The organism is Streptomyces kronopolitis, assembly GCF_014646275.1.
GTDB classification, from domain to species: domain Bacteria; phylum Actinomycetota; class Actinomycetes; order Streptomycetales; family Streptomycetaceae; genus Streptomyces; species Streptomyces kronopolitis.
In genome coordinates this window covers 151,060-177,707 of sequence record NZ_BMND01000014.1, presented here as the reverse complement: position 1 = coordinate 177,707, position 26,648 = coordinate 151,060, and the positions used below count along the sequence as shown (strand labels likewise).

Genomic DNA, 26,648 nt, shown 5'->3' with positions numbered 1-26,648 from the left:
GCCGCGCCGCGCGCCGCGCCGTCCCCGGTCAGCAGCACCGTCCAGCCGTGCACCGGGCGGGCCAGGGCGCGCAGCACGGCGGCGGCCGGCTCGGGACGGGCGGCGGCCGCGGCCAGCGCGCGCTGCGCCTCGCTGAGCCGGGTCAGCTCACGGTGCCTGGCCTGCGTGACGGACTGCCACACGGCGCTCTCCACCGCGGTGAACGGGGTGCCCGCCGGGACCTCGACCAGCGGCAGGCCGTGCCGGTCGCAGGCCGCCACCAGGGCGGGCGGCACGGCCTCGTGCACCGGCGCGATCCCGAAGCCGAGGGCGGCGGCGCCGGCCGCGACGGTACGGGCGGCGTAGCCGTCGAGATAGGCGTCCAGGGCGGGGGCGCCGCCGGTCACCTCCGCCAGATGCACCCCCGCCGTCAGCAGCATCTCGCCGCCCAGGAGGTACGGCACCGGGTCGGCCATCTCGGAGGTGTGCACCCAGTGGAGGGCGACGCCCTCGCGGGGCCCGGCCAGCTGGCGCAGGCCCAGATCCGTCCGGGCGAGCAGCTCCGCGAGCGGCACCGGCGGGGTGGACGGCGGGGGCAGCGGGCGCGGCATGTGCGAACCCTCCATCTCGGGGGGTGGTGAATGGAGGAAACGTACACTTCAGCGTCGCCTTGCCGCCTCCTAGGGTCAACCCCCAGGCGCGGTGCCCGGCGGGACCCCCGCTCACCGGGCGCCCCGCCCACCTCCCCCACACCCGTTGCCCCTCTGCTCTCGCTTCTCTCCCCCCTCGGCGCAGCTGGAAGGGATGGCCCATGGCTGTCGACTATGCGGTGATCGTGCTCTACCTGGCCGGAATGCTCGCGGTGGGCTGGTGGGGGATGCGCCGCGCCACCTCCAAGAGCGACTTCCTCGTCGCCGGGCGCCGCCTCGGCCCGGCGATGTACTCGGGCACCATGGCGGCGATCGTGCTCGGCGGCGCCTCCACCATCGGCGGGGTGGGGCTCGGCTACCAATACGGCCTCTCCGGCGCCTGGATGGTCTTCACCATCGGCCTCGGGCTGCTCGCGCTGAGCGTCTTCTTCTCCGCCCGGATCGCCCGGCTGAAGGTCTACACCGTCTCCGAGATGCTGGACCTGCGCTACGGCGGCTCCGCCGGGCTCATCTCCGGCATCGTGATGTGGGCGTACACGCTGATGCTGGCGGTCACCTCGACGATCGCCTACGCGACGATCTTCGACGTGCTCTTCGGCCTGGACCGGACGGTCTCGATCGTCATCGGCGGAGCCATCGTCGTCGCGTACTCCACGCTCGGCGGCATGTGGTCGATCACCCTCACCGACATGGTCCAGTTCGTCGTCAAGACGATCGGGGTGCTGCTGCTCCTGCTGCCCATCGCCGTCATCAAGGCGGGCGGCTTCGGGGAGATGGCCCACCGGCTGCCGCACGACTACTTCGCGCCGCTCGGCATCGGCGGCCAGACGGTCTTCACCTATGTGCTGATCTATTCCTTCGGCATGCTCATCGGGCAGGACATCTGGCAGCGGGTCTTCACCGCCCGCAGCGACCGCACGGCGCGCCTGGGCGGCACCGCGGCCGGCACGTACTGCCTGGTCTACGCGCTGGCCGGGGCGGTCATCGGCACCGCCGCCAAGGTGCTCTACCCGCATCTGGGCAGCCCGGACGACGCCTTCGCCACCATCGTCAAGGACACCCTGCCGGTGGGCGTGCGCGGACTGGTGCTGGCGGCGGCGCTGTCCGCGGTGATGTCCACCTCCTCGGGCGCGCTGATCGCCTGCGCCACGGTCGCCCACAACGACATCTGGTCGCGGGTCAGGGGCGCCGTCCGGGCCCGGCGGGACCCGGCCGCCGGGGCTGCGTCCTGGGCGGCCGGGGGTCCGCGGGACGGCGGGCCGGCCGAAGCCCCCGACGAGGTGCGCGGCAACCGCCTCTTCACCCTGCTCATGGGCCTGGCCGTGATCGTCACCGCGATCGCGCTCAACAACGTCGTCGAGGCGCTCACCCTCGCCTACAACCTCCTGGTCGGCGGCCTGCTGGTGCCGATCCTCGGCGGACTGCTGTGGCGGCGGGGGACCGCCGCCGGCGCGCTCGCCTCGGTCGCCGTCGGCGGGCTGACCGTCATCGGCCTGATGGCCACCCTCGGGGTCCTCGCCAATGAGCCGATCTACTACGGGCTGCTCGCCTCGCTCGTGGCGTACGTGGCGGTCAGCCTGGCCACCCGGCCCACGGACCAGGCGGTGCTGACCGTCTGGCGGGAGCGGCTGGCGGGCCGGGCGGACACCCCCTCCCCGCTGACCCGCGTCTGAGCCGCCGGGCCGCACCCCCCTGACCTCCCCTCACGAAACGGAGAGCCGACCGCAGATGAGCACCACCGAACCCGTGCCGGAGCGGACCACGCGCACCGGCGGCGATCTGGTCGTCGAATCGCTGACGGCCCTGGGCGCGGACACCGTCTTCGGGCTGCCGGGCCAGCACGCGCTCGGCATCTTCGACGCGCTGCGCCGCTCCGCGCTGCGCTATGTGGGCCTGCGGGTGGAGAACAACGCGGGCTTCGCCGCCGACGCGTACGCCCGGGCCACGCACTCGGTCGCGCCGCTGCTGGTGTCCACCGGCCCCGGCGCGCTGATGACGCTGCCCGCGCTCCAGGAGGCGGCGGCCGGCTCGGCGGCCGTCCTGGCCCTCGGCAGTCAGGTGCCGCTGGCCGGGATCGGCGGCGGCCGCCACGGCTACCTGCACGAACTCGGCGACCAGAGCGCCTCGTTCCGCGGGGTGGTCAAGTCCGTGCACACGGCGCGCACCGCCTCCCAGATCCCGTCCGCGGTGGCCGCCGCCTGGGAGTCGGCGCTGAGCGTCCCGCACGGGCCGGTGTGGCTGGAGATCCCGCAGGACGTGCTGCTGGCCGAGGTCGAGATCCCCGCCGTGGTCGGACTGCATGCCGCACCACGGGAGTTGGCGCCGCGCCCGGAGCTGGTCGCGGCCGCGGCGGACCTGCTGGCCGCGGCGCGGCGGCCGGTGATCCTGGCCGGCGGGGGAGTCGTACGGGCCGGGGCGGAGTCGGAGCTGCTGGCGCTCGCCGAGCGGCTGCGGGCGCCGGTGGCCACCACCTTCGGCGGCAAGGGCGCCTTCCCCTGGGAGCATCCGCTCTCCTTGCAGTCCTGGCTGGAGGACCGGCACACCACGGACTTCCTGGAGGACGCGGACACCCTGCTGGTCGTCGGCTCCGGGCTGGGCGAACTCTCCTCGAACTACCACACCTTCCGGCCGCGGGGCCGCATCGTGCAGATCGAGGCGGACCTCGGCAAGCTGGAGGCGAACCACGCCGCGCTGGGCCTCCACGCGGACGCCCGGGCGGCGCTGGCCGCGCTGGTCAAGGAGGTCGGGGAGCGGGAGCCGGCGGGCACCGGGTGCGCCGGGGAGCCCGGTGAGACGCCGGAGAGCGGGGAGGCGGCGGGCGCCTGGCATGCCGCCGGCGCGGGGGCGCACGCTCCCGAGGCCGCCGTCTGCGACCTCCTGGCGCGCGTCCGCGACCGGATCGACGGGCAGCAACTCGACCTGGAGCAGCAGCTCCTGGCCTCGGTGCGGCAGGCCCTGCCGGACGGCGCGGTCAGCTGCTGGGACATGACGATCCTCGCCTACTGGGCCTGGTCCGCCTTCGACCCGCGGGCCGCCAACGCCCTGCATTCGGCGCAGGGCGCCGGGGGGCTGGGCTACGGCTTCCCGGCGGCCCTGGGGGCGGCCGCCGCGGACCCGTCGCGGCCGGTGCTGGCGGTCTCCGGCGACGGCGGCGCCATGTACTCGCTCGCCGAACTCGCCACCGCCCGGCAGTACGACCTGCCGGTGACCTGGCTGATCGTGGACGACGGCGGCTACGGCATCCTGCGCGAGTACATGACCGACGCCTTCGGCACGGCCACCGCCACCGAACTCACCCGGCCGGACTTCGCGGCGCTGGCCGAGGCGTTCGGCGTGCCCGCGGTCCGTACGAGCCCGGAGCACCTCCGCACGGACCTGGCGGCGGCGCTGGCGGCCCCCGGCCCCTCCGTCGTCGTCCTCCCGGCGCGCCTGCGGATGTTCGCGCCGACGCATCTGGACTCCTGACCCGCCCGCCGCGAGGTTTCACCGCCGCACCAGGTGGGGAGGACGCTGCTACCGAACCAAACGGGCTGCCCATCCCTCCTCGGGGTGCGCAGCCCGTCGTGTTGTCGGTGACCCGCGGTCTGTCGTAGTGGTGTGTGCTGCCCCGGACAGGGATCACCGGCCTTGTGTCGCGCCCCGCGCGGGGAGCGGCACACAGGACCGGCGCGGCCCCCATCGAAGGGGTCCACATGAGTACCAGCGTCCAGTCACCGCAGCAGGACCTGCTGCGGACAGCTCTCCTCCCCGCCCAGGTGCCGGCGGCCGCCCCGGCGGCGGTCCACACCCTCCTGGCGGTCACCTCCATCCCCGTCGGCACCAATCCGGTCGGGCTGGCGTTCATCCCCAACGGCGATCTCTACGTCGCCAACTCCGGTTCGAGCAGCGTGTTCACCATCGACACCGCCACGGACACCGTCATCGGCGCCGCGATCCCCACCGGCACCACGCCGGCCTGGCTGACCGTCGCCCCCAACGGCAGCGCCTACGTCCCCAACAACATCTCCAACAACGTGACGGTGATCGACACCGCCACCAGCACGGTCATCGCCACCATTCCCCTCAGCGGCGGCCCCGCCGCGGCGGCGGTCATCCCCAGCGGCAACGTCTACGTCTCCCGCTTCGGGGCGAACAGCGTGCAGGAGATCGACACCACCACCAACACCGCCGTCGGCGCCGCCATCCCCACCGGCAGCGGCCCGGTCGGCATCGCGGTCGCCCCCAACGGCAAGGCCTATGTCACCAACCGGAACGCGAGCAGCGTGACGGTGATCGACACCGCCACCGCCACCGTCCTCACCACGATCCCCGGCTTCAACCAGCCGAACTTCGTGGCGATCGCGCCCAACGGCAACGCCTACGTCGCCAACATCGGGTCGAACAACGTGTCCGTGATCGACACGACGACGGACACGGTCCTCACCACCATCCCCGTCGGCACCAACCCGTGGGGCATCGCGGTCGGCTCCGACGGCACCGCCTACACGGCCAACCGCGGCTCGAACGACGTGTCGGTGATCGACACCACCACCAACATGCCCGTCGGCGCCCCGATCCCGGTCGGCAGCCAGCCGATCGCGCTGGTGGTCGCGCCCAACAACAAGGTCTACGTCAGCAACATCGCCGGGGCCAGCGTCAGCGTCATCCAGTTCTCCCCGACGCTGAGCACCGTCAACCCCACCCAGGGGACCACCGAGGGCGGCACGGTCGTGACCATCACCGGCACCAATCTGACCGGGGCGAGCGTCACGTTCGGCGGCAACCCGGCCATCGGGGTGAGCGTCAACGCCGCCGGCACGCAGCTCACCGCCACCACGCCGCCGGGCGCGCCCGGCCCCGTGGACGTCACCGTCACCACCCCCGGCGGCAGCGTCACGCTGACGAACGGGTTCACGTACGTGCTCCCCGTCCACGCCACCACGCTGACCGCGACCCCGGCGCTGACGAAGCTGTTCCCGCCGCACGTGTACTTCCCGTTCCTGACCGCCACGCTGACCGACCAGGTCACCGGTCTGCCGGTGCCCGGCCAGACCATCGTGTTCACCATCGGCAGCAACCTCATGGGCACCGCCGTCACCGACGCCCAGGGCACCGCCCGGCTCAACGAGACGCTGCTGCTGAGCCTGATCCTGCTGCACGGCGGCTACGACGCCTCCTTCGCCGGGGCGACCACCGCGACAGCAGTCCTGTCCCCGTCCAGCGCGCACGCGGGAGTCATCGAACCCTGACCCCGTCCGGTCGCCGGCCGACCGGGCCCGCATGCGGAAGGCCGGCCCGGTCGTGGGCGGTTGTCCACGACCGGGCCGGCCCGAGCACGGCAGGGCGGGGCCCTACGGTCCGCCCGCCACGCGTCCCTGGAGCAGCCGGGACAGCGCCGCGTGCACGTCCTCGACCGAGCGGTCCGGCTGGAAGGACTGCCAGTCCAGGGCGGCCACCAGGACCATGCCGAGGAGGGCGGAGGCGGTGAGGGAGATGTCGAGTTCGGCGGAGAGCTCGCCGGCGGCCACGGCGTCGTGCAGGACCGACTCGACGACGGTCAGGGCCCGGCCGCGGACGGAGGTGAGGGTCGCCCGCCAGGTGCGGTTGGTGCGCCACAGTTCGGCGACGTAGAGCTGCATCAGGGCGGGGGAGCCGGCGATGAAGTCCAGGCCGGCGCGGATCATGGCGTCCAGGGCGCCGACGTGGCTGCCGCCGGCGGCCACCGTGGCGTCGGCGGCCCGGCGCAGCGAGCCGGAGAGCAGGTCCATGCCGTCGCGCAGCAGCTCCTCGTAGAGGACGTTCTTGCTGGCGAAGTTGTAGTAGACGGTGCCCTTGGCGACACCGGCGCGGTCGGCGATCTCGTCGACGGTGGTGGCCGAGAAGCCCTGTTCGGCGATGAGGACCACGGCGGCCTCGAAGAGCCGGCGGCGGGTGGAGGCGCGCCGGGGGGCCGGGGCGGCCCCCGGGGCGGTGCCGTCGCCGGCACCGCCCCGGGAGACCGGGAGCACACTCACAGGCTGAGTTCCGGGTGCAGGTCCTTCATCCGGACGACCTGCCGGCCGCGCGCCGTGAGGGCGGTCAGGGCCAGCGCGCCGAGGGTGAAGGCCACCAGGACGCCGCAGCCCTGCCAGACGATGCCCAGGTCACCGCCGGTGATCAGCCGGCGCAGGCCGTCGACCACGTAACTCATCGGCAGGAACGGGTGGATGGCACCGAAGAAGCCGGGGCTGGTCTGCACCGGGTAGGTGCCGCCCGCCGAGGTCAGCTGGAGCATCAGGACGACCAGGGTCAGCACCCGGCCGGCCGGTCCGAAGAACGCGCCCAGCAGCTGGATGATGGCGGTGAAGCAGGCCGTGGCCAGCAGCAGGAAGCCGACGGTGCCCGCCGAGCGGACCATCTCCAGGCCCAGGCCCCAGTGCAGCACGGCCATCAGGGCCAGCACCTGGACGACGCCGACGGCGTAGGCGGGAAGCCAGGAGCCGAGGGTGATCCGCCAGCCCGGGGCGCCCGCGGCCAGCGCCCGCTTGCCCAGCGCCGGGAGCAGCATGAACGCGACCATCGCGCCGACCCACAGGGAGAGCGGGATGAAGTACGGCGCCAGGCCGGTGCCGTAGTTGGGCGCCTTGTGCATCGACTTGGCGGCCAGCGCGACCGGGTCGGACATCACCTGGGTGCGGGCGTCGCGGTCCTTCTTGTCGTAGTCCGGGATCTTGGCGACGCCGCTGTGCAGGCCGTCGGCCAGCTGGTTGGTGCCGTCCTTGAGCTTGAAGAGGCCGCCGGTGAGCTTGACGGCGCCGTCCTTGGCGTCACCGACGCCGCTGTGGACCTTGCCGGCGCCGTCGGCGACCTTGCCCGCGCCGTCGGCGAGGGTGCCGATGCCGTTCTCGAACAGCCCCGCGCCCTGGGAGACCTTGTGGGCACCGGCGTTGAGCTGGTTGATCTGGCGGATCGCGGTGTCCGCGCGCTGCCCGATGCCCGGGGCCTGCTCGGCGACCATCACCGCGCCCTGGTGCACCTCGTGCAGCTTGCCGCGCAGCGGACCGAAGTCCGCCCCGGCAATGGCGTCGCGGACCTTCTCCGCCGCGTCGGCGGCCACCTTGCTGCCGTCCGCGAGGGCCTTCAGGTCCGTGCAGTCGGGGTCGGTGTCCAGCAGCCCGCCGCAGCGGTCCTGGTAGATCTTCGCGGCGTTGTCGGCGTTCTTGCGGGCTTGCGTTGCGGCCTTGGCGGAGTCGCTCGGCAGGGTGTCGAGGACGTCGTCGACGGTCTCGGTGGCGTCGGCGACGAACTGCGCGCCCCTGCCGATCTCCTTGCCGTGCTCGCGGAGGTAGGGCAGGTCCTTCTTGGCGAGGCCGTGGACCTTCTCGGCGAGCTGCTGGGTGCCGTCGGCGACCTTGCCCGCGCCGTCGCGCAGCTCGCGGGCCTTGGCGACGGCCGACGAGGCGCCCCGGCTCAGGTCACCGGCGCCCTGACTGACCTTGCCGGCGCCCTCGTTGAGCTTGCCGAGGCCGTCGGCGAGGTCGCCGGAGCCCTTCTTGGCCGAGCCCACGCCCTTGTCGACCTTCCCGGCCCCGTCCGCCGCCTCGGCGGTCTTGTCGTGCAGGTCGGAGAACGAGATGAAGATCTTGTCGAGCATGGCCCGCGCCGAGGTGGCCGACGTCTTGGCGCGCACCTCGGAGAAGACCGTCTTGGAGATCGAGCCGACGACGTAGTTGTTGGCGTCGTTCGTGCGGACCTTGAGCGCGCCGGTCTGCGGGGTGTCCCCGGAGCTGGAGGCGATCCGCTTGCTGAAGTCCTTCGGGACGGTCAGCGAGAGGTAGTACGTGCCGTTCTCGACGCCCTTGGCGGCGTCCGCGGAACTGACGTCCTCCCAGTGGAACTTCTTGCTGTCCTTGAGGTTCTCGGACAGGTCGTCGCCGGCGGTGAACTTCTTGCCGCCGGTGGTGGCGCCCTGGTCCTCGTTGACGAGGGCCACCGGGATCTTGTCCAGGCGGCCGTAGGGGTCCCAGAAGGAGCACAGGTACAGGGCCCCGTAGAGCAGCGGGATCAGCATCAGGGCGACCAGGCCCAGACGGGGAAGCTTCCCCCTGCCGAAACGCTTGAGCTCAAGCGCGGCCAGTCTCGGCGAACGCATCCGCTGCTTCCTCCTCGTCGGTGCCGGTGTGGGTGGCGCTCTCGGTGCCGGTGCCTGCCGCGCCGGGTGCGTCGGCGGCCGGGGTCTTACCGGCCGCCGGCTTGGCGGCCGGCGCCTCGGCGGCCGGCGCCTCGGCGGCCGGCGCCTCGGCGGCCGGTGCCTCCGGCGTCTTCGCGGCCGGTGCGGCGATCGTGTCCGCGGCGGCCGTGTCCGCGGCGGCCGTGTCCGCGGCGGCCGGCGCGGGGGTGGTGCGCACGAGCACGGCGTCCGCGGGGGCCTCGCTGCCGGCGGCCACGACGGTGATGCCGGTCCGCGTCACGCCCCGCAGCAGCTCCCAGGCCTCGGCGCGCTCCGCCGCCGACAGCTTGAGGTCGACATCGTCGACGGCCAGCAGCTGCGGCCCGTGCATGATCCCGAGGGCGACGGACAGCCGCAGCGCCTCGATCCGCTCCAGGTCCCGCACGGCCGTCCGCAGGCCCTTGACGAGGGACGCGGGGTCGAGGCCGACGACCGCGAGCGCGGCGTCGATCCGGGCCCGGGTGGCTTCCTTCTGCCGCCTGCCCCAGGGGAGCGAAGCGCTCAGGCCCTGGAAGCGATGGCCCAACAGGGCCTGCTCCTTGAGGTGTTCGGCGACGGTGAGGGCCGGTTCGAGTTCGACGACGCCCGGCACATGGGCGATGGCGGTGCGGCTGCGCACCGTCCCGATGCGCTTCGGGAGCGGGAGTCCGGCGACCGTCGCCTCGCCCGCGGTGATCCGCATCCGGCCGGTGAGGGCCAGCAGCAGGCACGTGCGGCCGGAACCGGAGGAGCCCTGGACGGCGATCAGCGCGCCCGGCTCCGCGGAGATGTCGATGCCCCGGAACGCCCAGCCCCGTGGGCCCTCCACTCCTATGCCTCTGGCGTCGACCGCCGCCCCCTGGCGGGTGGTGTTCACGAACACCCCTCCCCTTTGATCTGACTGGTCAGTCTAAAAGTGTGCCGTATCGGGGGCCCTTTGACCAATCGGGTGACGAGTGGGACACCCGGAACGCGCCGGTGGTAACTCGGTGCGGCGGATCCCGTGACCCGGACGGGGGATACGTCCTAGGGTGCCGTGCAGGCGGGGGCCTGATGATGTTCACGGTGATGTCCGTGCGCGTGGACGACGCTGCACGGGCACGCCCGTATATCGGAGAACCATGGAACATTCGGCATCACCCCCCGTTGACCGGCCGCCGCGGGACGAGGCGGGGCGGCGCCCGCGCGCTGCCCGCCGCTCGCGCAAGCTGGTCGCCCCGCTGCTCGCGGGAGCCCTGATAGCGGTGCTCGCACCCGTGTCGGCCTCGGCCTCGGCACCCGTCCGCGCGCCCGAGGGCGGCCCGTCCGCCGGCGGCGCCCAGGGGCCCTGCGTACCGGGCGACGACAGCGACGGCTGGACGTCCACCTCCACCAAGATCGACCCCAAGGACAGTTACCACGCCTACGTCGGCAACGGGTACCTCGGCGCCCGGGTCGCGCCCAACGGCGCCGGCTACACCGCGCCCGGCGGCACCACCGGCTGGCCGCTGAAGACCCCCGCCTACGACGGCGCGTTCGTCTCCGGGCTCTACGCCAAGGGCCCCAAGGACGTGCAGGGCCGGCAGGCCATCGCCGCCATCCCCACCTGGTCCACGCTCGACGTCGCCACCGGCGGGGCCCGCCCCGACACCTTCTCCTCGGCCACCGCGCCCGGCCGGATCTCGCACTACCGCCAGACCCTCTCCCTGCGCTGCGGCTTCGTCCGCACCTCGCTGACCTGGACGGCCGCCGACGGGCGCCGCACCGACCTGGTCTACGACGTGCTCGCCGACCGAGACGACGCCCACACCGGCGCGGTCCGCCTGCGGATGACGCCCCACTGGAGCGGCGCGGCCACCGTCACCGACGGCCTCGACGGCCGCGGCGCCCGCCGGATGGCACCGTCCGGCACCGGCGCGCAGCACGACCGCACCATGGACGTCGGATTCCGCACGGACGGCACCAGGACCGACGGCGCGGTGGCCTCCACCCTGCGCACCGGGCCCGGGGTGCGGGCCGGGCAGCCCCGCCAGGAGCCGCAGAAGGACAAGCTGAGCAACCGCCAGCGGGTGTCCTTCCCGGTCCGCAGCGGCCGCTCCTACGAGCTGACCAAGTACGTCGGCGTGGACACCGCGCTCACCTCCCGCTCCCCGCGGGCCGCCGCCGACGCCGCCTCCCGACGGGCCGCGGCCCGCGGCTGGGACGCCCTGTTCGCCCGGCACACCGCCGCCTGGCAGCGGCTGTGGCGCAGCGACATCGAGGTCAAGGGGCAGCCCGAGATGCAGTCCTGGGTGCGCTCGGCGCAGTACGGACTGCTCTCCGCCACCCGCGCCGGCAGCGACAACAGCATCGGCCCCACCGGCCTGACCAGCGACAACTACGCCGGTGAGGTCTTCTGGGACGCCGAGACCTGGATGTACCCGGGCCTGCTCGCCACCCATCCCTCGCTCGCCCGGTCCATCGTCGACTACCGCTACAAGACCCGCGCCGGGGCCCGCGCCAACGCCCGGAAGCTCGGCTACAAGGGGCTGTTCTACCCCTGGACCAGCGGCAGCAAGGGCGACCTGTGGAACGAGTGCCACAGCTGGGACCCGCCGCACTGCAAGACCCAGAACCACCTCATGGGCGACATCTCCCTGGCCACCTACCAGTACTACCTCGCCACCAAGGACACCGCCTGGCTGAAGTCCCGCGGCTGGCCGGTCCTCAAGGGCATCGCCGAATTCTGGGCCTCCCGGGCCACCCGCAACGCCGACGGCAGCTACTCCGTCAAGAACGTCGCCGGACCCGACGAGTACAGCAACGGCGTCAACGACGGGGTGTTCACCAACGCCGGCGCCGCCACCGCCCTGCGCAACGCCACCCGCGTCGCCGCGATCCTCGGCCAGAAGGCGCCGTCCTCCTGGAAGACCGTCGCCGACAAGCTGCGGATCCCCTACGACAGCAAGAAGAAGATCTTCGAGCAGTACGCCGGGTACAAGGGCACCACCATCAAGCAGGCCGACACCGTGCTGCTGATGTACCCGCTGGAATGGCCCATGTCGAAGGCGCAGGCGGCCCGCACGCTGGACTTCTACGCCGGGCACACCGACCCGGACGGCCCGGCCATGACGGACTCGGTGCACGCCATCGACGCCGCCGCCCTCGGCGAGCCCGGCTGCGCGACCTACACCTACCTGCAGCGGTCCATCAAGCCGTTCGTGCGCGGGCCGTTCAAGGAGTTCTCCGAGGCGCGCGGCGACAAGGCCGGCGCCGACGACCCGCACGCCGGCAAGCCCGCACAGGACTTCCTCACCGGCAAGGGCGGCTTCCTGCAGACCTTCACCAACGGCCTGACCGGGCTGCGGCTGCGGGACAACGCGGTGCACCTCGACCCGATGCTGCCGCCGCAGCTCTCCCGGGGCGTGACCCTGCGCGGACTGCACTGGCAGGGCCGGACCTATGACATCGCCATCGGCGCCGAGCAGACCACGGTGCGGCTGACCGCCGGGGCACCGATGCGGATCGAGACGCCAGAGGGCGACAAGATCGTCAGCCGCGGGGTGCCGGCCGTCCTGAAGACCCGCCGCCCGGACCGGACGCCGACCTCGGACGCGGCCCGCTGCACCCCGGCCACGGCGACCTCGGAGGAGCCCGGCATGTACGCGGGCGCCGCCGTGGACGGCAACGCCACCACCGCGTGGGTCCCGAACGCCGCCACCGGCAGCCTCACCGTCGACCTCGGCCGGCCCACTCTCGTCGGGAAGATCACCCCGCACTGGACCGCGACCCGCCCGAAGTCCTACCGGATCGAGGTCTCCCGGGACGGCAAGCACTGGACGGGCACCGGGTACGACGGCCGGAGCCCGGCGCGGTACGTCCGGGTCACCGTCGAGGGCGACCGGACCCCGGCGGCGGGCGGCAAGCCCGAGCCGCACCCGGGAATCACCGAGCTGGACGTGCAGCGAGTGAAGTAGCCCGCCGCGACCCGCCGCACCGCACCGGACGACGGCCCCGCCCCGCACCGCCGGGACGGGCCCGCCGCGCTCCCGGCGCCGCCCCGCGCTCCTTCGCGCCCCCCGCCGGAATGCCGCCGGCGGGGGGCGGCGGGATGAAAACCGCCCCCGGCGGTGTTGGAGCCATGCGGTACGTGCCGAGCGGCGGCGCGTGTCGAGGAGCGGGAGGCACCGGGTGGCGGGGACGGACAGGCAACCAGTGGGCTGGGCGAGGCGGCTGATCCGCGACTGCTGGCAGTACAAGAAGGACGTGCTGCTCGCCCTCGGCTCCTCGCTCGCCGGCATGGCGGTGCTGGCCCTGGTCCCGCTCGTCCCGAAGCTGATCATCGACGATGTCATCGTCCGGCACGCCCGCCCCCTCGGCCCCTGGGCCGGCCTGCTGGTCGCCGCCGCCGTCGTGGTCTACGTCCTCACCTACATACGCCGCTTCTACGGCGGCCGCCTCGCCCTGGACGCCCAGCACGACCTGCGGACCCGGATGTTCGCCGCGATCGCCCGGCTCGACGGCCGGCGGCAGGACGAGCTGAGCACCGGCCAGGTCGTCGGCCGCGCCACCAGCGACCTCCAGCTCATCCAGAGCCTGCTGTTCATGGTCCCGATGATGATCGGGAACGTCCTGCTGTTCGTGATCTCGCTGGTCGTCATGCTGGCGCTGTCCCCGCTGCTCACCGTCGTCGCGCTGGCCGTCGCCCCCGCCCTGTGGTTCATCGCCCGGCGCAGCCGCGCCCGGCTGTTCCCCGCCACCTGGTACGCCCAGGGGCAGGCGGCCGCGGTGGCCGGGGTCGTGGACGGCGCGGTCTCCGGCGTCCGGGTCGTCAAGGGCTTCGGGCAGGAGGAGCAGGAGACCGGGAAGCTGCGCGAGGTCAGCCGGCGTCTGTTCGCCGGACGGCTGCGCACGGTCCGCTTCAACGCCGTCTACACCCCGGCCCTGCAGGCCGTCCCCGCCCTCGGCCAGGTCGCGATGCTGGCCCTCGGCGGCTGGATGGCCACCCAGGGGCAGGTCACCCTCGGCACCTTCGTCGCCTTCTCCACCTACCTCGCGCAGCTCGTCGGACCGGTGCGGATGCTGGCGATGATGCTGACCGTCGGCCAGCAGGCGCGGGCCGGCGTGGAGCGGGTCTACGAGCTGATCGACACCGAGCCGGCCCTGACGGAGCGGCCCGACGCCCGCCCGCTGCCCGCCGACGCCCCCGCGACCGTCGCCTTCGAGGACGTCACGTTCGCCTACGCGCCGCCGCACCGCGAGCCCGGCGGGGAACCCGCGGTCGCCGACCCGGCTGCCGCCGACCCGCTCCGCCCGGTCCTCGACGGGTTCTCGCTGCGCATCGAGGCCGGCGAGACCGTCGCCGTGGTCGGCACGTCCGGCAGCGGCAAGTCCACCGTCTCGCTGCTGCTGCCCCGCTTCTACGACGTCACCGCCGGCCGCGTCCTGATCGGCGGCCACGATGTGCGCGAGCTGACCCTGGAGTCGCTGCGGGCCGCCATCGGGCTGGTCCCCGAGACCAGCTTCCTGTTCTCCGACTCCGTGCGCGACAACATCGCCTACGGCCACCCCTCGGCCACCGACGCCCAGGTGCGCGCCGCGGCCCGCGCCGCCCGGGCCGACGGCTTCATCTCCGCGCTTCCCGACGGCTACGACACCAAGGTCGGCGAGCAGGGCCTGACCCTGTCCGGCGGCCAGCGCCAGCGCGTCGCCCTGGCCCGCGCCATCCTCACCGACCCCCGGCTGCTGGTCCTCGACGACGCCACCTCGGCGGTGGACGCCCGGGTCGAGCACGAGATCCACGAGGCGCTGCGCGGCGTCATGGCGGGCCGCACGACCCTGCTGATCGCCCACCGCGCCTCCACCCTGGCGCTCGCCGACCGGGTGGCCGTCCTCGACAGCGGACGGCTGGTCGACATCGGCACCCAGGAGGAGCTGGAGAGCCGCTGCGTCCTCTACCGCAGGCTGCTGACCGACCCGGACGAGCTGGGCGAGGCCGCGCCCGACCCGGCGGACGAAGCGGCGGACGGTTTCGATGCCGAATTGGCCGAGCTGACCGAGCACACCGAGTCGGCCGAGCACACCGAGTCGGCCGAGGGCGCCGCGGACCGGCCGGGGGAGTGGACCGGACAGGGCGCCCGGCCCGGCGGGGAGCGGGCCGCCGCCGGCACGATCACCCCCGAGCTGTGGGTCCGCCGCGAGCAGGAGGCCGAGGCGGGCGCGGCCGGTCCGGCGGCCCGCGCCGCGGCCGGCGCCGGGCCCGGCATCGGCTCGGCCATGGCCGGGATGACGGCCACGCCCGAACTGCTCGCCCAGGTAGCCGCCCTGCCGCCGGCCACCGACACCCCCGAGATCGACGAGGACCGGGCCTTGCGCCCGGAGCGCTCCTACGGCCTGCGCCGGCTGCTGCACGGCTTCGGCCGGCCGCTGGGCTGCGCGCTGGCGCTGGTCGCCGTGGACGCGGTCGCCGGGCTGCTGCTGCCGGTGCTGATCCGGCAGGGCATCGACGAGGGCGTGCGGCGCGGCGCGCTGATCGGCGTCTGGACGGCCGCCGGGGTCGCCCTGCTGGTGGTCCTCGCCCAGTGGGCGGCGCAGATCGGCGGCAACCGCATGACCGGCCGCACCGGCGAGCGGGTCCTCTACTCCCTCCGCCTCAAGATCTTCGCCCAGCTCCAGCGCCTCGGACTCGACTACTACGAGCGCGAGCTGACCGGCAAGATCATGACCAGGATGACCACCGACGTCGACGCCTTGTCGACCTTCCTGCAGACCGGCCTGGTCACCGCCCTGGTCTCGGTGCTCACCTTCTTCGGCATCCTCGTCGCGCTGCTGGCCATCGACGTCCAGCTGGCCCTGGTCGTCTTCGCCACCCTCCCGCCGCTGATCATCGGCACGTACTTCTTCCGCAAGCAGAGCGTGAAGGCCTACGAACTGGCCCGCGAGCGGATCAGCGTCGTCAACGGCGACCTCCAGGAGAGCGTCGCCGGACTGCGGATCGTCCAGGCCTTCCGGCGCGAGCACAGTGGCCGGGAGAGGTTCGCGGCCCGCAGCGACGCCTACCGCCGGGCCCGGGTCCGCGGCCAGTTCCTGATCTCGGTCTACTTCCCCTTCGTCCAGCTGCTGTCGTCCGTGGCGGCCGCGCTGGTGCTGATCGTCGGCGCCGACCGGGTCGGCTCGCACACCCTGACCGCCGGCGCACTGGTCGCCTACCTCCTCTACATCGACCTGTTCTTCGCCCCCGTCCAGCAGCTCTCCCAGGTCTTCGACGGCTACCAGCAGGCCTCCGTCTCGCTCGGCCGCATCCAGGAGCTGCTGCGCGAGCCGACCACCACCCCCGTCGCCGAGCGGCCCCGCGAGGTGCCCGCGCTGCGCGGCGACATCACCTTCGACGACGTCCACTTCCACTACGGCGGCGGGGACGCCCCCGCGCTGGCCGGCGTCGACCTCACCATCCCGGCCGGCCAGACCGTGGCCTTCGTCGGCGAGACCGGCGCCGGCAAGTCCACCCTGGTCAAGCTGGTCGCGCGGTTCTACGACCCGTCCGGGGGAGCCGTCCGGATCGACGGCACGGACCTGCGCGAGCTGGACCTGACGGGCTACCGCCGCCGCCTGGGCGTGGTCCCCCAGGAGTCCTACCTCTTCGCCGGCACCGTCCGCGACGCCATCGCCTACGGCCGTCCGGACGCCACCGACGCGCAGGTGGAGGCCGCCGCCCGGGCCGTCGGCGCCCACGACATGATCGCCACCCTCGACGGCGGCTACCTCCACGAGGTCGCCGAGCGCGGCCGCAACCTCTCCGCCGGCCAGCGCCAGCTGCTGGCCCTGGCCCGCGCCGAACTCGTCGACCCGGACGTGCTGTTGCTCGACGAGGCCACCGCCGCGCTGGACCTCGCCACCGAAGCGGTCGTCAACCAGGCCACCGACCGGCAGCGCACGCTCGACCCCGCCCGCGCGGACGCCGGCCCGGCCCCCCGCCGGCGCACCACCCTGATCGTCGCCCACCGCCTGACCACCGCGGCCCGCGCGGACCGCGTGGTGGTGCTCGACCGCGGCCGGATAGCGGAGGACGGCACCCACGCCCAGCTCCTGGCCCACGACGGCCGCTACGCGGAGCTGTGGCGCACCTTCACCGGCGAGGAGGAGGAACTCGCCGCCTGAGCGGACCGGGGCCCGCCCCGCGGGGACTGCCGCCCGGCGGTCCCCGCGGCCATTCGGAAGATCCACCGGATGGCGCCGAGGGCTGGTGGCACCCGCAGCGCGCCGATAGGTTCAGCCCGACCTTTGCTATCCCAAGGGGAGGGTGCATGCGCAAGGCCACCAGATGGCTGCTGTCACTCGCCGTGCTCATAGGCACGGTGGGCGCCGGCAGCGTGTCGGCGGGAGCGGCCACGGCCGCCGAGCCGAAGACCGAGGACATCAAGGACCGGATCCTGGCGATCCCGGGCATGAGCCTCATCGAAGAGAAGCCGGTCGACGGCTACCGCTACTTCGTCCTGAACTACACCCAGCCGATTGACCACCGGCACCCGTCGAAGGGGACGTTCCAGCAGCGGCTGACCCTGCTGCACAAGTCGGTCGACCGCCCGACGGTGTTCTTCACCTCCGGCTACAACGTCAACACCGCGCCGTCCCGCAGCGAACCCACCAAGATCATCGACGGCAACCAAGTCTCCCTGGAGTACCGCTACTTCACCCCGTCGCGGCCGGCTCCCACGGACTGGAAGAAGCTGAACATCCGGCAGGCCGCCGATGACCAGCACCGCATCTTCCAGGCCCTGCACCGCATCTACCGCAAGAACTGGATCGACACCGGCGGCAGCAAGGGCGGCATGACCGCCACCTACTACCGCCGCTTCTTCCCGCACGACATGAACGGCACCGTCGCCTACGTCGCGCCCAACGACGTACGCAACGACGAGGACTCCGCCTACGACCGGTTCTTCAAGAACGTCGGGACCGCGCAGTGCCGCGCCGACCTCGCCGCCATCGAGCGCGAGGCCCTGGTGCGCCGCAAGGAGATGGTCGGCCGCTTCCAGACCTGGGCCGACAAGGAGAAGCAGACCTTCAAGACCGTCGGCAGCGCCGACCGGGCCTACGAGGTCATGGTCACGGACCTGGTCTTCGGCTTCTGGCAGTACCAGCCGGCCGAGACCGCCTGCGCCGAGGTCCCCAAGCCGTCCGTCTCCACCGACGGGCTGTGGGCCTGGATGGACAAGGTCGGCGGCTTCGACAGCTACACCGACCAGGGCATGGAGCCGTACACGCCGTACTACTACCAGGCGGGCACCCAGCTGGGCGAGCCCGGCTACGCCTACCCGAACCTCGCCGGCCTGCTGAAGTACCCCGGCATCAACAACTCGCGGTCGTTCGTGCCCAAGGACATCCCGATGCGCTTCGACAAGCGCGCGATGCCCGACGTCGACCACTGGGTGCGCCACCACGCGAACCGGATGATGTTCGTCAACGGGCAGTTCGACCCGTGGAGTTCGGAGCACTTCGAGCTGGGCAAGGGCGCCCGCGACTCGTACGTCTTCACCGTGCCCGGCGGCAACCACGGCTCGAACATCGCCAAGCTGGCGGATGCCGACCGCACCAAGGCCACCGCCGAACTTCTCGACTGGGCCGGTGTCAAGGCCCCGAGCGGCACGGCCACGCCGCTGGCGCCGTACAACAAGCAGCTGGACAAGCAGGAGATCCGGCGGATGCCGCTGCTGCGGCCGTAGGACCGAAGTGCCACACGGCCGCCGGACCGCAAGGCCGCCGGGCCCACCGCCGGCCTCCGGCAGCGGACGCGGCGCGCCCTCCCCGGGGACGGGAGGGCGCGCCGGGTCCGTGCCCGCCGCCGCGCCTCAGTACGACAGGCCGTGCCCGATCCGGTAGAGCGCCGTGGTCGGGGTGTCGGCGCGCATTATCGCCACGGGCAGCCTGCCCGCCGGGTCCCGCCGCCCGGCGATCACCCGGGCCGCCGCCCGCAGCTCCACATCCGTCCACGAGTAGCTCGCCAGCGCCGCCTTCACCCCGGGCAGCTGGGCGATGTCGTACGGATTGCGGACCGCCAGCTGCACCACCGGCTTGCCCGTGGCCAGCAGCGCGGCGACCAGCTGCCGCTGGGAGGAGTCCGCGGTCACGTTGTAGGTGGCCACCACCACCGCGTCCCGCGCGGCGAGCGCCGCCACCGCCTCGTCGATCTGCGGCCGGCCCGGCGACAGGCCCGTGGACAGTGCGGTGGCGGTGAACCCCAGCTCGGTGAACGCCTTGGCCAGGACCGTGGTGGGCGGGCCGCCGGTGCCGGTCGGCGCGGCCGCGTCGTAGCCCACCACCAGCACCCGGCGCTCCCGCCGCCGGGACAGCGGCAGGATCCCGGCGTCGTTGCGCAGCAGGGTGGTGGTGCGGTCCGCGATCCGGTCCGCGGCGGCGAGATGGCTGCGGATGCCGACGACCCGGTCCACCGCCCGGCGGGTGGTGTAGGGGTGGGCGAAGAGTCCGCGCCGGTCCTTGAGCAGCAGGATGCGCATCAGCTTCGCGTCGATGTCCCGCTCGGACAGCTCGCCGTCCGCGAGCGCCCGGACCACGGCGGCGTGCGCGAGCGACAGGTCCGGGGGGTTCAGCAGCTGGTCGACGCCGGCCTTGAGGGCGAGCACCGGCACCCGGGCGTCGCCGTACTTCACCCGTACGCCCTCCATGCCGAGGGAGTCGGTCACCACCACACCGTCGTAGCCCAGGCGTTCGCGCAGGATGCCGGTGAGGATCGGCCGGGAGAGGGTGGCCGGGTCCTCGCTCTTGTCGAAGGCGGGCACCACGATGTGCGCCGTCATGATCGAGTCGATGCCGGCGGCGATCGCGGCCTTGAACGGCGGCGCGTCCAGGCGCTCCCACTCCTCGGCCGTGTGGTGGATGTACGGCAGCCCGACATGGCTGTCGGTGTCGGTGTCGCCGTGGCCGGGGAAGTGCTTGGCGCAGGACGCGATCCCGGCGCCCTGGTAGCCCTTCACCTCGGCGGCGACCATCCGGGCCACCGCCTGCGGGTCCGCCCCGAAGGACCGCACGCCGATGACGGGGTTGGCGGGGTTGACGTTGACATCGGCGTCCGGCGCGTAGTCCTGCCGGATGCCCATGGCGAGCAGTTCCCGGCCGGCGAGGGTGGCCGCCGTGCCGGCGTCCTCGCGGGAGCCGCCCGCGCCCAGCGCCATCGCCCCCGGGAACAGGGTGGCGGGCGCGCCGACACGGGCCACTATGCCGTGTTCCTGGTCGGTGGAGATCAGCACCGGCACGGGCACGCGCTGCGCGGCGGCGGCCCTCTGGATGCCGTTGGAGAGGTCGGCGATCTGATGCGGCTCGCGGGTGTTGTGCGCCCAGCCGAAGTAGATGATGCCGCCGACGTGGTACTTGGCGATCAGCTCCGCCGCGTTGGCGACGCCGATCTCCTTCCGGTTCGCGGCGACATCGTCCGGGTCCGGGTCGGTGGCGGAGTGCCCGTAGACCCGCATGACGAAGAGCTGGCCGGCCTTCTCCTCCGGGGTCATACGGGAGATCAGGCGGCGCAGCCGGGCCCGGGTGGCGGGGGAGGGGGGACGGTGCCCGAGGGGGGCGGCCGACGTGGCGGGTGCGGGGGCGGCCGCCCCCGTCGGGCCCACGGCGGCGACCACCGCGGCCGCGGTGGTCAGGACGGTACGTCTGGAGTGCATCCGCGCTCCTTCCGGAGGGCTTCCTCGGCTCTGTGAAGGAAACTTCCAAGGAGACACGGATAGCCGGAAAACTATTGTCGGTCAATGACTCCTTCCGCGGTGGCGCCCAGGGATTGCGGGGCGGGCGGGGATGTGTGATGGGGGCTCAGGGGAGTGGGGGTGGGGGAGCGGGGGAGCGGAGTGGCCGCTTCCCCGGCGGGCCCTTCCCTTCCGGTTGCGGGCGGGTGCCCTCGTCTTCCGGCGGCGGGCGGGCGTCCTTCGCTTCCCATGGCGGGTGGGCCTCCTCCCTTCCGGCGGCGGGTGGGCGTCCTTCCCCTCCGGCGGTAGGCGGCCCCCTTCCCTTCCGGCCACGGGCGGGTCAGGAGCCGGCGGCGGCGCCGGACAGCAGCCGCTGGAGGTGGGCGCGGCCCGGGGCCAGCAGCCCGGGGAGGTCCGCCGCCTGCGGGAACCAGCGCTTCTCGTACTCCCAGCAGAGCCAGCCGCCCGGCCCCTGGTCGTAGCCGCCTTCCGTGGCCGGCACCGGGCCGTGGGCGTCCTCGGGGTCGCGGGCGAGGGTGTCCAGGACGGCCGCCAGCGGCAGGGCGCCGGCGCCGAGCGGGAGCGGGGTGCGGTCCTCGGCCGAGGCGACATCCTTGACCTGCACATAGCCCAGATGCGGGGCGAGCGCGGCATGGGTGTCCACGGGCTCCTCGCCGCCCAGCCAGCTGTGCAGCACGTCCCAGACCGCGCCGATCTGACGGTGCCCCACGGGGCCCAGCACCCGCGCGGCGTCCGCGCCCGTGCGGTGCGAGTCATGGGTCTCCAGCAGGACCCGGACGCCCCGCTCGGCGGCGAGCGGGGCCACCGCGGCGAGCCGGCGGGCGGCGTCCGCGTCCGCCGCGTCCGCCGGGCGGTCCCCGCCGCCCGGGAAGACCCGGACGTAGGGCGCCCCCAGGTCGGCAGCCAGCAGCACCAGCTCGCTCAGCTCCTGCGCCAGTTCCTGCTCACCCGCCGTGTCCCGGGCGGCGGCGACCCCGGCGTATCCGGCCACCGCCAGGATCTCGACCCCGGCGTCGGCGAACCGGCCGCGCACCTCGGCGCGTTCCCGCGCCCCGAGCAGCGGATGCACCGGCTCCTCCGGATGGGCCCGCAGTTCCACCCCCTGATACCCGGCGTCGGCCGCCAGCCCGATCACCTCCGGCACCGGCATCCCCGGCACACCGAGGGTCGAGAACGCGAAGCGCATCGCCGGGGTGGAGCCGTTCGTGCCGCCCGTGCCGCCCGCGCTATTCGTGCTGCCCGTACCGGTCGCGCCGCCCGCGCCGTTCGTACCGTCCGTGCTGCCCATGCCGGTCGTACCGTTCGTGGCGCCCGTGTTGACCATGCCTGCGCTCCTCCTGGTTGCGGGTGTTGCGGGTGTTCTCCCCGTCCTTCCCACGGTCCTTCCCCGTGTTCCGTGGTCCGTGCCCGTTTTGCGCCGGGTGAGTCGTCCGGAGCGGCGAGCGGGGGCTTGGGCAGCGGCGTACACGGGCGGGGCACCCGGGGGCCGCGCCCGCGCCACCCGGGTCCGCACCTTCGACACCCGGGGGCCTCACCGAGCCACCCGGGGTCAGCGCCCGCGCGACCCGGGGCCCCACCCTCGCCACTGGAGTCCGCAACCCTCGCCACCCGAGACCTCACCACCGCCACTGGGTTCCGCACCCTCGCCACCCGAGGTCTCAGCCCCGCCACCCGTGGCCCCGCACCCCGTCCCCCGGCGCCCTCACCGCACCCTGTCCCGCCGTAGGCCCCCGCCCCGACCTGCCTTGCCTCGCCCCCCGTCAGAGCGTCAGTCGCCAGTCCTGTCCGACCAGGTCCTGGCCGAAGCTGTGGTGCGCCGACTCGGAGACCAGCTCGAAACCGGCGCGCTGGTAGAGCCCCCGGGCCGCGTGGAGCACGGAGTTGGTCCACAGTGCCAGTTCGCCGTACCCGGCCTCCCGGGCGAACTCCACGCAGGTGTCGACGAGTTGGCGGCCCACGCCGTGGCCGCGCGCGCCGGGCTCCACCAGCAGCAGCCGCAGCCGGGCGACGCCCGGGGCGCCGTCCCGTACGCACATCACGGCGCCCACCCGGTCCCCGCCCAGCTCCGCTATCCAGGTGCGGTCCCATCGCGGGTCGAAGGCCTCGGCGTACTCCGCCACGATCCGGGCCACCAGCGCCTCGTAGGACAGGTCGAAGCCGTACTCGGCGGCGTAGAGGGCGGCGTTGCGCTCCACCATCCAGCCCAGGTCCCCGGGGTAGGGGCGGCGCAGCACGACCTCGGGCGGACGGGCGTCGGGCGCCTCCTCCGGGCCCTTGGCGAGCAGGGCGTGGATGGTCCGCGCCGAGTCCACCAGGCGGGCCCGGTCCGCCGCGGGCAGATCCGTCAGCAGCGAGCCCACGGCCTCCTGGGAGCGCTCCTCCAGCAGCCCGGCCGCCTCCCAGCCGGCGGGCGTCAGCATGATGCACTGCCGGCGGGGATCCCGCTCGGACCGGCCGCGGGTGATCAGCTTCCGGTCCTCGAACTTGCCGAGCAGCCTGCTGAGATAGCCGGCGTCCAGCGACAGGGACACCCGGAGGTCCGCGGCGTCCACCCGATCGTGGTGGGCGATCTCGTAGAGGATCCGCGCCTCGGTGAGGGTGAACGGGGTGTACAGCTGGCGCCCGTAGTCGAAGGCGCCGATCAGGTTGACGTAGAAGCGGTTGAACCGGCGCAGCGCGCGGACATCGGCTGCGGGATCGGGCGTGGCGTCGCCCGACGGGCCGGGCGGTCCGGCGGATGCGGTCATCGTCGACCCCCTCAACGTTGACTGAGTCAAGAGTAAGTCCTCGAAGCCGATCTGCACACCCCCCCGCAACGCCCCGGCTTTGCCCCCGCCCGCCCCCACGACCTCGCCCCGCATGCTGGCGCCCCGGCGCGAGGAGGCGCTTACTGGTCCGGGGACGCCTGCCCGCCTGCGGCGAGCGATCCGGGGACGCCTGCCCGCGGCGAGCGAGAGGGGCCCGACCGTGCCATCCACGACCGTACGCATCGCCATGAACGGGGTGACCGGGCGCATGGGACACCGCCAGCACCTGGTGCGCTCCCTCCTGGCCCTGCGCGACCAGGGCGGCCTCGCCCTGCCCGACGGGACGGTGATCCTCCCCGAGCCGGTGCTGGTCGGCCGCTCCGCGCCCAAGCTCCGGCGCTGGCCGCCCGCCACAACCTGCCGCACTGGAGCTGCGACCTCGACGCCGTACTGGGCGACGACAGCATCGACATCTACTTCGACGCCCAGGTCACCGCCGCCCGCGAGGAAGCCGTCAAGAAGGCGATCGCCGCCGGGAAGCCGCTGTACGTCGAGAAGCCCACCGCGAGCAGCCTCACCGGCGCCCTCGAACTGGCCCGGCTGGCCCGGGAGGCCGGCGTCAAGAACGGCGTCGTCCAGGACAAGCTCTTCCTGCCCGGCCTCCGCAAGCTCCGCCGCCTCGTCGAGGGCGGATTCTTCGGCCGCATCCTGTCCGTACGGGGCGAGTTCGGCTACTGGGTCTTCGAAGGCGACCGGCAGCCGGCCCAGCGCCCCTCCTGGAACTACCGCGCCGAGGACGGCGGCGGCATCGCGGCCGACATGTTCCCGCACTGGGAGTACGTCCTGCACGAGCTGTTCGGACCGGTCCGCAGCGTCCAGGCGCACGTCACCACCCACATCCCGCGCCGCTGGGACGAGTCGGGCACCCCGTACGAGGCCACCGCCGACGACGCCGCCTACGGCATCCTCGAACTGGCCGGCGGCATCGTCGCGCAGATCAACTCCTCCTGGGCGGTGCGGGTGCACCGCGACGAACTGCTGGAATTCCAGGTGGACGGCACCGAGGGATCGGCCGTCGCCGGACTGCGCCACTGCCGGGTGCAGCACCGCGCCACCACCCCGCGGCCGGTCTGGAACCCCGACCTGCCGGCCTCCGGGGCGTTCCGCGACCAGTGGCAGGAGGTCCCCGACAACGACACCTTCGACAACGCCTTCAAGGCGCAGTGGGAGCTGTTCCTGCGGCACGTCCTACGGGACGGGCCCTGGCGCTGGGACCTGGCCGCCGGCGCCCGCGGCGTCCAGCTCGCCGCGCTCGCGCTGCGCTCCTCGGCGGAGGGCCGCCGCCTGCCGGTAGGGGACCTCGCCGCACCGGAGCCCACCCCGTGACCGCCCCGGGCACCCCCGCCTCCTCCGGGCCGGGCGCCGCACCCCGTGCCGCGCACCCCCCGACGCGCTCCCGTACGGTCTTCGCCGCCGCCCATGTGGTGGCCGATCCGTACGCCGACACCGGCCCGGACGGCCCGGCCGCCCTCGACTGGGACGCCACCCTCGCATTCCGCCACCACCTGTGGGCCCAGGGCCTGGGCGTGGCCGAGGCGATGGACACCGCCCAGCGCGGCGCGGGCCTGGACTGGACCGCCGCCGCCGAACTGATCCGCCGCACCGGCGCCGAGGCCCGGGCCGCCGGCGGCCTCCTGTCCTGCGGCGCCGGAACCGACCAACTGCCCGCCCACGGAGCGACGCTGGACCAGGTGCGAGCCGCCTACGAGGAACAGCTCACGGTCGTCGAGGACGCCGGCGCCCGCCCCGTCCTGCTGGCCTCCCGGCAGCTCGCCGCGGCCGCCACCGGCCCCGACGACTACCAGGAGCTGTACGGCCACCTCCTGCGCCAGACGGCCCGCCCGGCGATCCTGCACTGGCTCGGCCCCCTGTTCGACCCGGCGCTGACCGGCTACTGGGGCGGCACGGACCCCGACGCGGCCACCGCGACCCTCCTGCGGATCATCGCCGCCCACCCGGACCGGGTCGACGGCGTGAAGGTCTCCCTCCTGGACGCCGACCGGGAAGTACGGCTGCGCCGCATGCTGCCCCCGGGCGTGCGCTGCTACACCGGCGACGACTTCCACTACCCCGAGCTGATCGCGGGCGACACACACGGCCACAGCGACGCCCTGCTGGGCATCTTCGACCCGCTCGCCCGCCGCGCCGCCGACGCCCTGCGCCACCTCGACACCCCCGGCCCCCGGGGAGCGGCCGCGTTCCGGGCCGCTCTGGACCCGACCGTCGCGCTCTCCCGCCACCTCTTCCGGGCACCCACCCGCCACTACAGGACCGGCATCGTCCTGCTCGCCTGGCTGGCCGGCCACCAGTCGCACTTCACCATGGTCGGCGGACTCCAGTCGGCGCGCTCGCTGCCGCACCTGCGGCGCGCCCACCAACTAGCCGACGCACTGGGCCTGTTCCCCGACCCGGAGCGCGCCGCCGCCCGGATGCGGGCCCTGCTCGCCGTCCACGGAGGGCAGGACGGATGAGCGACGCCCCCTCCGCGCTCCTGGACCGGCTCAGCCTCAACCAGCAGACCCTCCGGCAGTGGTCGCTGCCCGAACTGGCCGACGGCTGCGCCCGGGCCGGTGTACGGGGCGTGGGCCTGTGGCGGGCGCCCGTCCAGGAGTACGGAGTGGCCGCGGCCGCCCGGCTCGTACGGGACGCCCAGCTGCGCGTCACCAGCCTGTGCCGGGGCGGATTCCTCACGGCGACGGACCCGGGCGAGCGGGCCGCCGCCCTGGACGACAACCGCGCCGCCGTCGACGAGGCGGCCGCCCTCGGCACGGACACCCTGGTGCTGGTCTCCGGCGGACTGCCGGCCGGCAGCCGGGACCTGGCCGGCGCCCGCGAGCGGATCGCGGACGCCCTGGGCGAGTTGGGGCCGTACGCGGCGGAGCGGGGCGTGCGCCTGGCACTCGAACCGCTGCACCCGATGTACGCGGCGGACCGGTGCGTGGTCTCGACGCTCACCCAGGCACTGGACCTCGCCGCACGCTTCCCCGCCGACCGGGTCGGCGTGGTCATCGACACCTACCACCTGTGGTGGGACGACACGGTCGGCGCGCAGATCGACCGCGCGGGCACCGCCGGAGGCACGGCCTCGCGGATCGCCGCCTTCCAACTCGCCGACTGGGTCACCCCGCTGCCGGCCGGCGTCCTCCTGGGGCGGGGGCAGCTCGGGGACGGCGCGGTGGACCTGCGGTGGTTTTGCCGCCGGGTCGAGGCGGCCGGCTACCGCGGCCCGGTCGAGGTGGAGATCTTCCAGCCGGCGCTGTGGGCCAGGGACGGCGCGGAGGTCCTGGCGGAGATCGTCGACCGGTTCCGCCGCCACGTCGCATGAGCCCGGCGCGCCCGCCCCGGGCGGTGCGGAAATAACCCC

At 73.8% G+C, this 26,648-nt stretch carries 15 protein-coding genes and 1 pseudogene; 9 read left to right on the top strand and 7 right to left on the bottom strand.

Features of this window, described 5'->3' with window-relative positions; genetic code table 11:
• Positions 1–590, bottom strand: a 590-nt coding sequence (locus tag IEY78_RS17605) for a PucR family transcriptional regulator ligand-binding domain-containing protein (RefSeq protein WP_189099315.1), incomplete at its 3' end; no start/stop codon positions are given.
• A 200-nt stretch (positions 591–790) separates the two neighbouring features.
• Between IEY78_RS17605 and IEY78_RS17600 the strand changes: the two genes are divergently transcribed.
• The 3 genes from IEY78_RS17600 to IEY78_RS17590 all read left to right on the top strand — a co-directional run bounded on the left by IEY78_RS17600 (position 791) and on the right by IEY78_RS17590 (position 5,857).
• Positions 791–2,302, top strand: a complete 1,512-nt coding sequence (locus IEY78_RS17600; protein WP_189099313.1) for a sodium:solute symporter family protein — start codon at positions 791–793, stop codon at positions 2,300–2,302.
• A gap of 55 nt (positions 2,303–2,357) precedes the next feature.
• A complete protein-coding gene (locus IEY78_RS17595; protein ID WP_189099311.1) occupies positions 2,358–4,094 on the top strand; it encodes a thiamine pyrophosphate-binding protein in 1,737 nt (578 codons plus the stop codon).
• A gap of 227 nt (positions 4,095–4,321) precedes the next feature.
• A complete protein-coding gene (locus tag IEY78_RS17590; RefSeq protein WP_189099309.1) occupies positions 4,322–5,857 on the top strand; it encodes an IPT/TIG domain-containing protein in 1,536 nt (511 codons plus the stop codon).
• 102 nt (positions 5,858–5,959) lie between these two features.
• On the opposite strand, the gene IEY78_RS17585 is transcribed toward IEY78_RS17590, so the two are convergent.
• Genes IEY78_RS17585 through IEY78_RS17575 form a run of 3 tightly spaced genes read right to left on the bottom strand, consistent with a single transcriptional unit; the run spans position 5,960 to position 9,673 of the window.
• A complete protein-coding gene (locus IEY78_RS17585; RefSeq protein ID WP_189099307.1) occupies positions 5,960–6,622 on the bottom strand; it encodes a TetR/AcrR family transcriptional regulator in 663 nt (220 codons plus the stop codon).
• Positions 6,619–8,739, bottom strand: a complete 2,121-nt coding sequence (locus IEY78_RS17580; protein WP_189099306.1) for a YhgE/Pip family protein — start codon at positions 8,737–8,739, stop codon at positions 6,619–6,621. Before IEY78_RS17580 ends, IEY78_RS17585 begins: the two co-directional genes overlap by 4 nt.
• The gene (locus IEY78_RS17575) at positions 8,711–9,673 is read right to left on the bottom strand and encodes an ATP-binding cassette domain-containing protein (protein ID WP_189099305.1); all 963 of its coding nucleotides are present in this window, start codon (positions 9,671–9,673) and stop codon (positions 8,711–8,713) included. Before IEY78_RS17575 ends, IEY78_RS17580 begins: the two co-directional genes overlap by 29 nt.
• Positions 9,674–9,917: 244 nt before the next feature.
• On the opposite strand from IEY78_RS17575, the gene IEY78_RS17570 reads away from it, so the two are divergent.
• From IEY78_RS17570 to IEY78_RS17560, 3 genes are all read left to right on the top strand, one after another.
• Positions 9,918–12,731 (top strand): discoidin domain-containing protein, encoded by a 2,814-nt coding sequence (locus tag IEY78_RS17570; RefSeq protein ID WP_189099304.1) that lies wholly within the window; start codon positions 9,918–9,920, stop codon positions 12,729–12,731.
• A 238-nt stretch (positions 12,732–12,969) separates the two neighbouring features.
• Positions 12,970–16,911: an ABC transporter ATP-binding protein gene (locus tag IEY78_RS17565; protein ID WP_229700013.1), complete on the top strand. Its 3,942-nt coding sequence runs from the start codon at positions 12,970–12,972 to the stop codon at positions 16,909–16,911.
• Between the two features lie 146 nt (positions 16,912–17,057).
• Positions 17,058–18,476 (top strand): S28 family serine protease, encoded by a 1,419-nt coding sequence (locus tag IEY78_RS17560; RefSeq protein ID WP_189099302.1) that lies wholly within the window; start codon positions 17,058–17,060, stop codon positions 18,474–18,476.
• 126 nt (positions 18,477–18,602) lie between these two features.
• Here IEY78_RS17560 and IEY78_RS17555 read toward each other — a convergent pair whose 3' ends face one another.
• The 3 genes from IEY78_RS17555 to IEY78_RS17545 form a co-directional block, all read right to left on the bottom strand.
• On the bottom strand, positions 18,603–20,438 hold the full coding sequence (locus tag IEY78_RS17555) for a glycoside hydrolase family 3 protein (protein WP_189099301.1): 1,836 nt from the start codon (positions 20,436–20,438) through the stop codon (positions 18,603–18,605).
• Positions 20,439–20,796: 358 nt separating this feature from the next.
• Positions 20,797–21,663, bottom strand: coding sequence for a sugar phosphate isomerase/epimerase family protein (locus tag IEY78_RS17550; protein WP_189099336.1), 867 nt, complete (start codon positions 21,661–21,663; stop codon positions 20,797–20,799).
• Between the two features lie 574 nt (positions 21,664–22,237).
• Positions 22,238–23,224: a bifunctional helix-turn-helix transcriptional regulator/GNAT family N-acetyltransferase gene (locus IEY78_RS17545; protein ID WP_189099299.1), complete on the bottom strand. Its 987-nt coding sequence runs from the start codon at positions 23,222–23,224 to the stop codon at positions 22,238–22,240.
• A 220-nt stretch (positions 23,225–23,444) separates the two neighbouring features.
• On the opposite strand from IEY78_RS17545, the pseudogene IEY78_RS17540 reads away from it, so the two are divergent.
• The 3 genes and pseudogenes from IEY78_RS17540 (at position 23,445) to IEY78_RS17530 (ending at position 26,609) form a co-directional block, all read left to right on the top strand.
• Positions 23,445–24,610 (top strand): annotated as a pseudogene (locus tag IEY78_RS17540) (Gfo/Idh/MocA family protein).
• Entirely contained in the window at positions 24,607–25,755 is a 1,149-nt protein-coding gene (locus IEY78_RS17535; protein WP_189099297.1) for a dihydrodipicolinate synthase family protein, read from the top strand. Before IEY78_RS17540 ends, IEY78_RS17535 begins: the two are co-directional and overlap by 4 nt.
• Positions 25,752–26,609, top strand: a complete 858-nt coding sequence (locus IEY78_RS17530; protein WP_189099295.1) for a sugar phosphate isomerase/epimerase family protein — start codon at positions 25,752–25,754, stop codon at positions 26,607–26,609. Before IEY78_RS17535 ends, IEY78_RS17530 begins: the two co-directional genes overlap by 4 nt.
• The last annotated feature ends 39 nt before the right edge of the window (positions 26,610–26,648 follow it).

What these genes read in the sequence shown, in the direction of transcription:
- IEY78_RS17600 (WP_189099313.1), top strand. Translation starts at nt 791, where the DNA reads ATGGCTGTCGACTATGCGGTGATCGTGCTCTACCTGGCCGGAATGCTC.
- IEY78_RS17595 (WP_189099311.1), top strand. Translation starts at nt 2,358, where the DNA reads ATGAGCACCACCGAACCCGTGCCGGAGCGGACCACGCGCACCGGCGGC.
- IEY78_RS17590 (WP_189099309.1), top strand. Translation starts at nt 4,322, where the DNA reads ATGAGTACCAGCGTCCAGTCACCGCAGCAGGACCTGCTGCGGACAGCT.
- IEY78_RS17580 (WP_189099306.1), bottom strand. Translation starts at nt 8,739, where the DNA reads ATGCGTTCGCCGAGACTGGCCGCGCTTGAGCTCAAGCGTTTCGGCAGG.
- IEY78_RS17570 (WP_189099304.1), top strand. Translation starts at nt 9,918, where the DNA reads ATGGAACATTCGGCATCACCCCCCGTTGACCGGCCGCCGCGGGACGAG.
- IEY78_RS17560 (WP_189099302.1), top strand. Translation starts at nt 17,058, where the DNA reads ATGCGCAAGGCCACCAGATGGCTGCTGTCACTCGCCGTGCTCATAGGC.
- IEY78_RS17555 (WP_189099301.1), bottom strand. Translation starts at nt 20,438, where the DNA reads ATGCACTCCAGACGTACCGTCCTGACCACCGCGGCCGCGGTGGTCGCC.
- IEY78_RS17550 (WP_189099336.1), bottom strand. Translation starts at nt 21,663, where the DNA reads ATGCGCTTCGCGTTCTCGACCCTCGGTGTGCCGGGGATGCCGGTGCCG.
- IEY78_RS17545 (WP_189099299.1), bottom strand. Translation starts at nt 23,224, where the DNA reads ATGACCGCATCCGCCGGACCGCCCGGCCCGTCGGGCGACGCCACGCCC.
- IEY78_RS17530 (WP_189099295.1), top strand. Translation starts at nt 25,752, where the DNA reads ATGAGCGACGCCCCCTCCGCGCTCCTGGACCGGCTCAGCCTCAACCAG.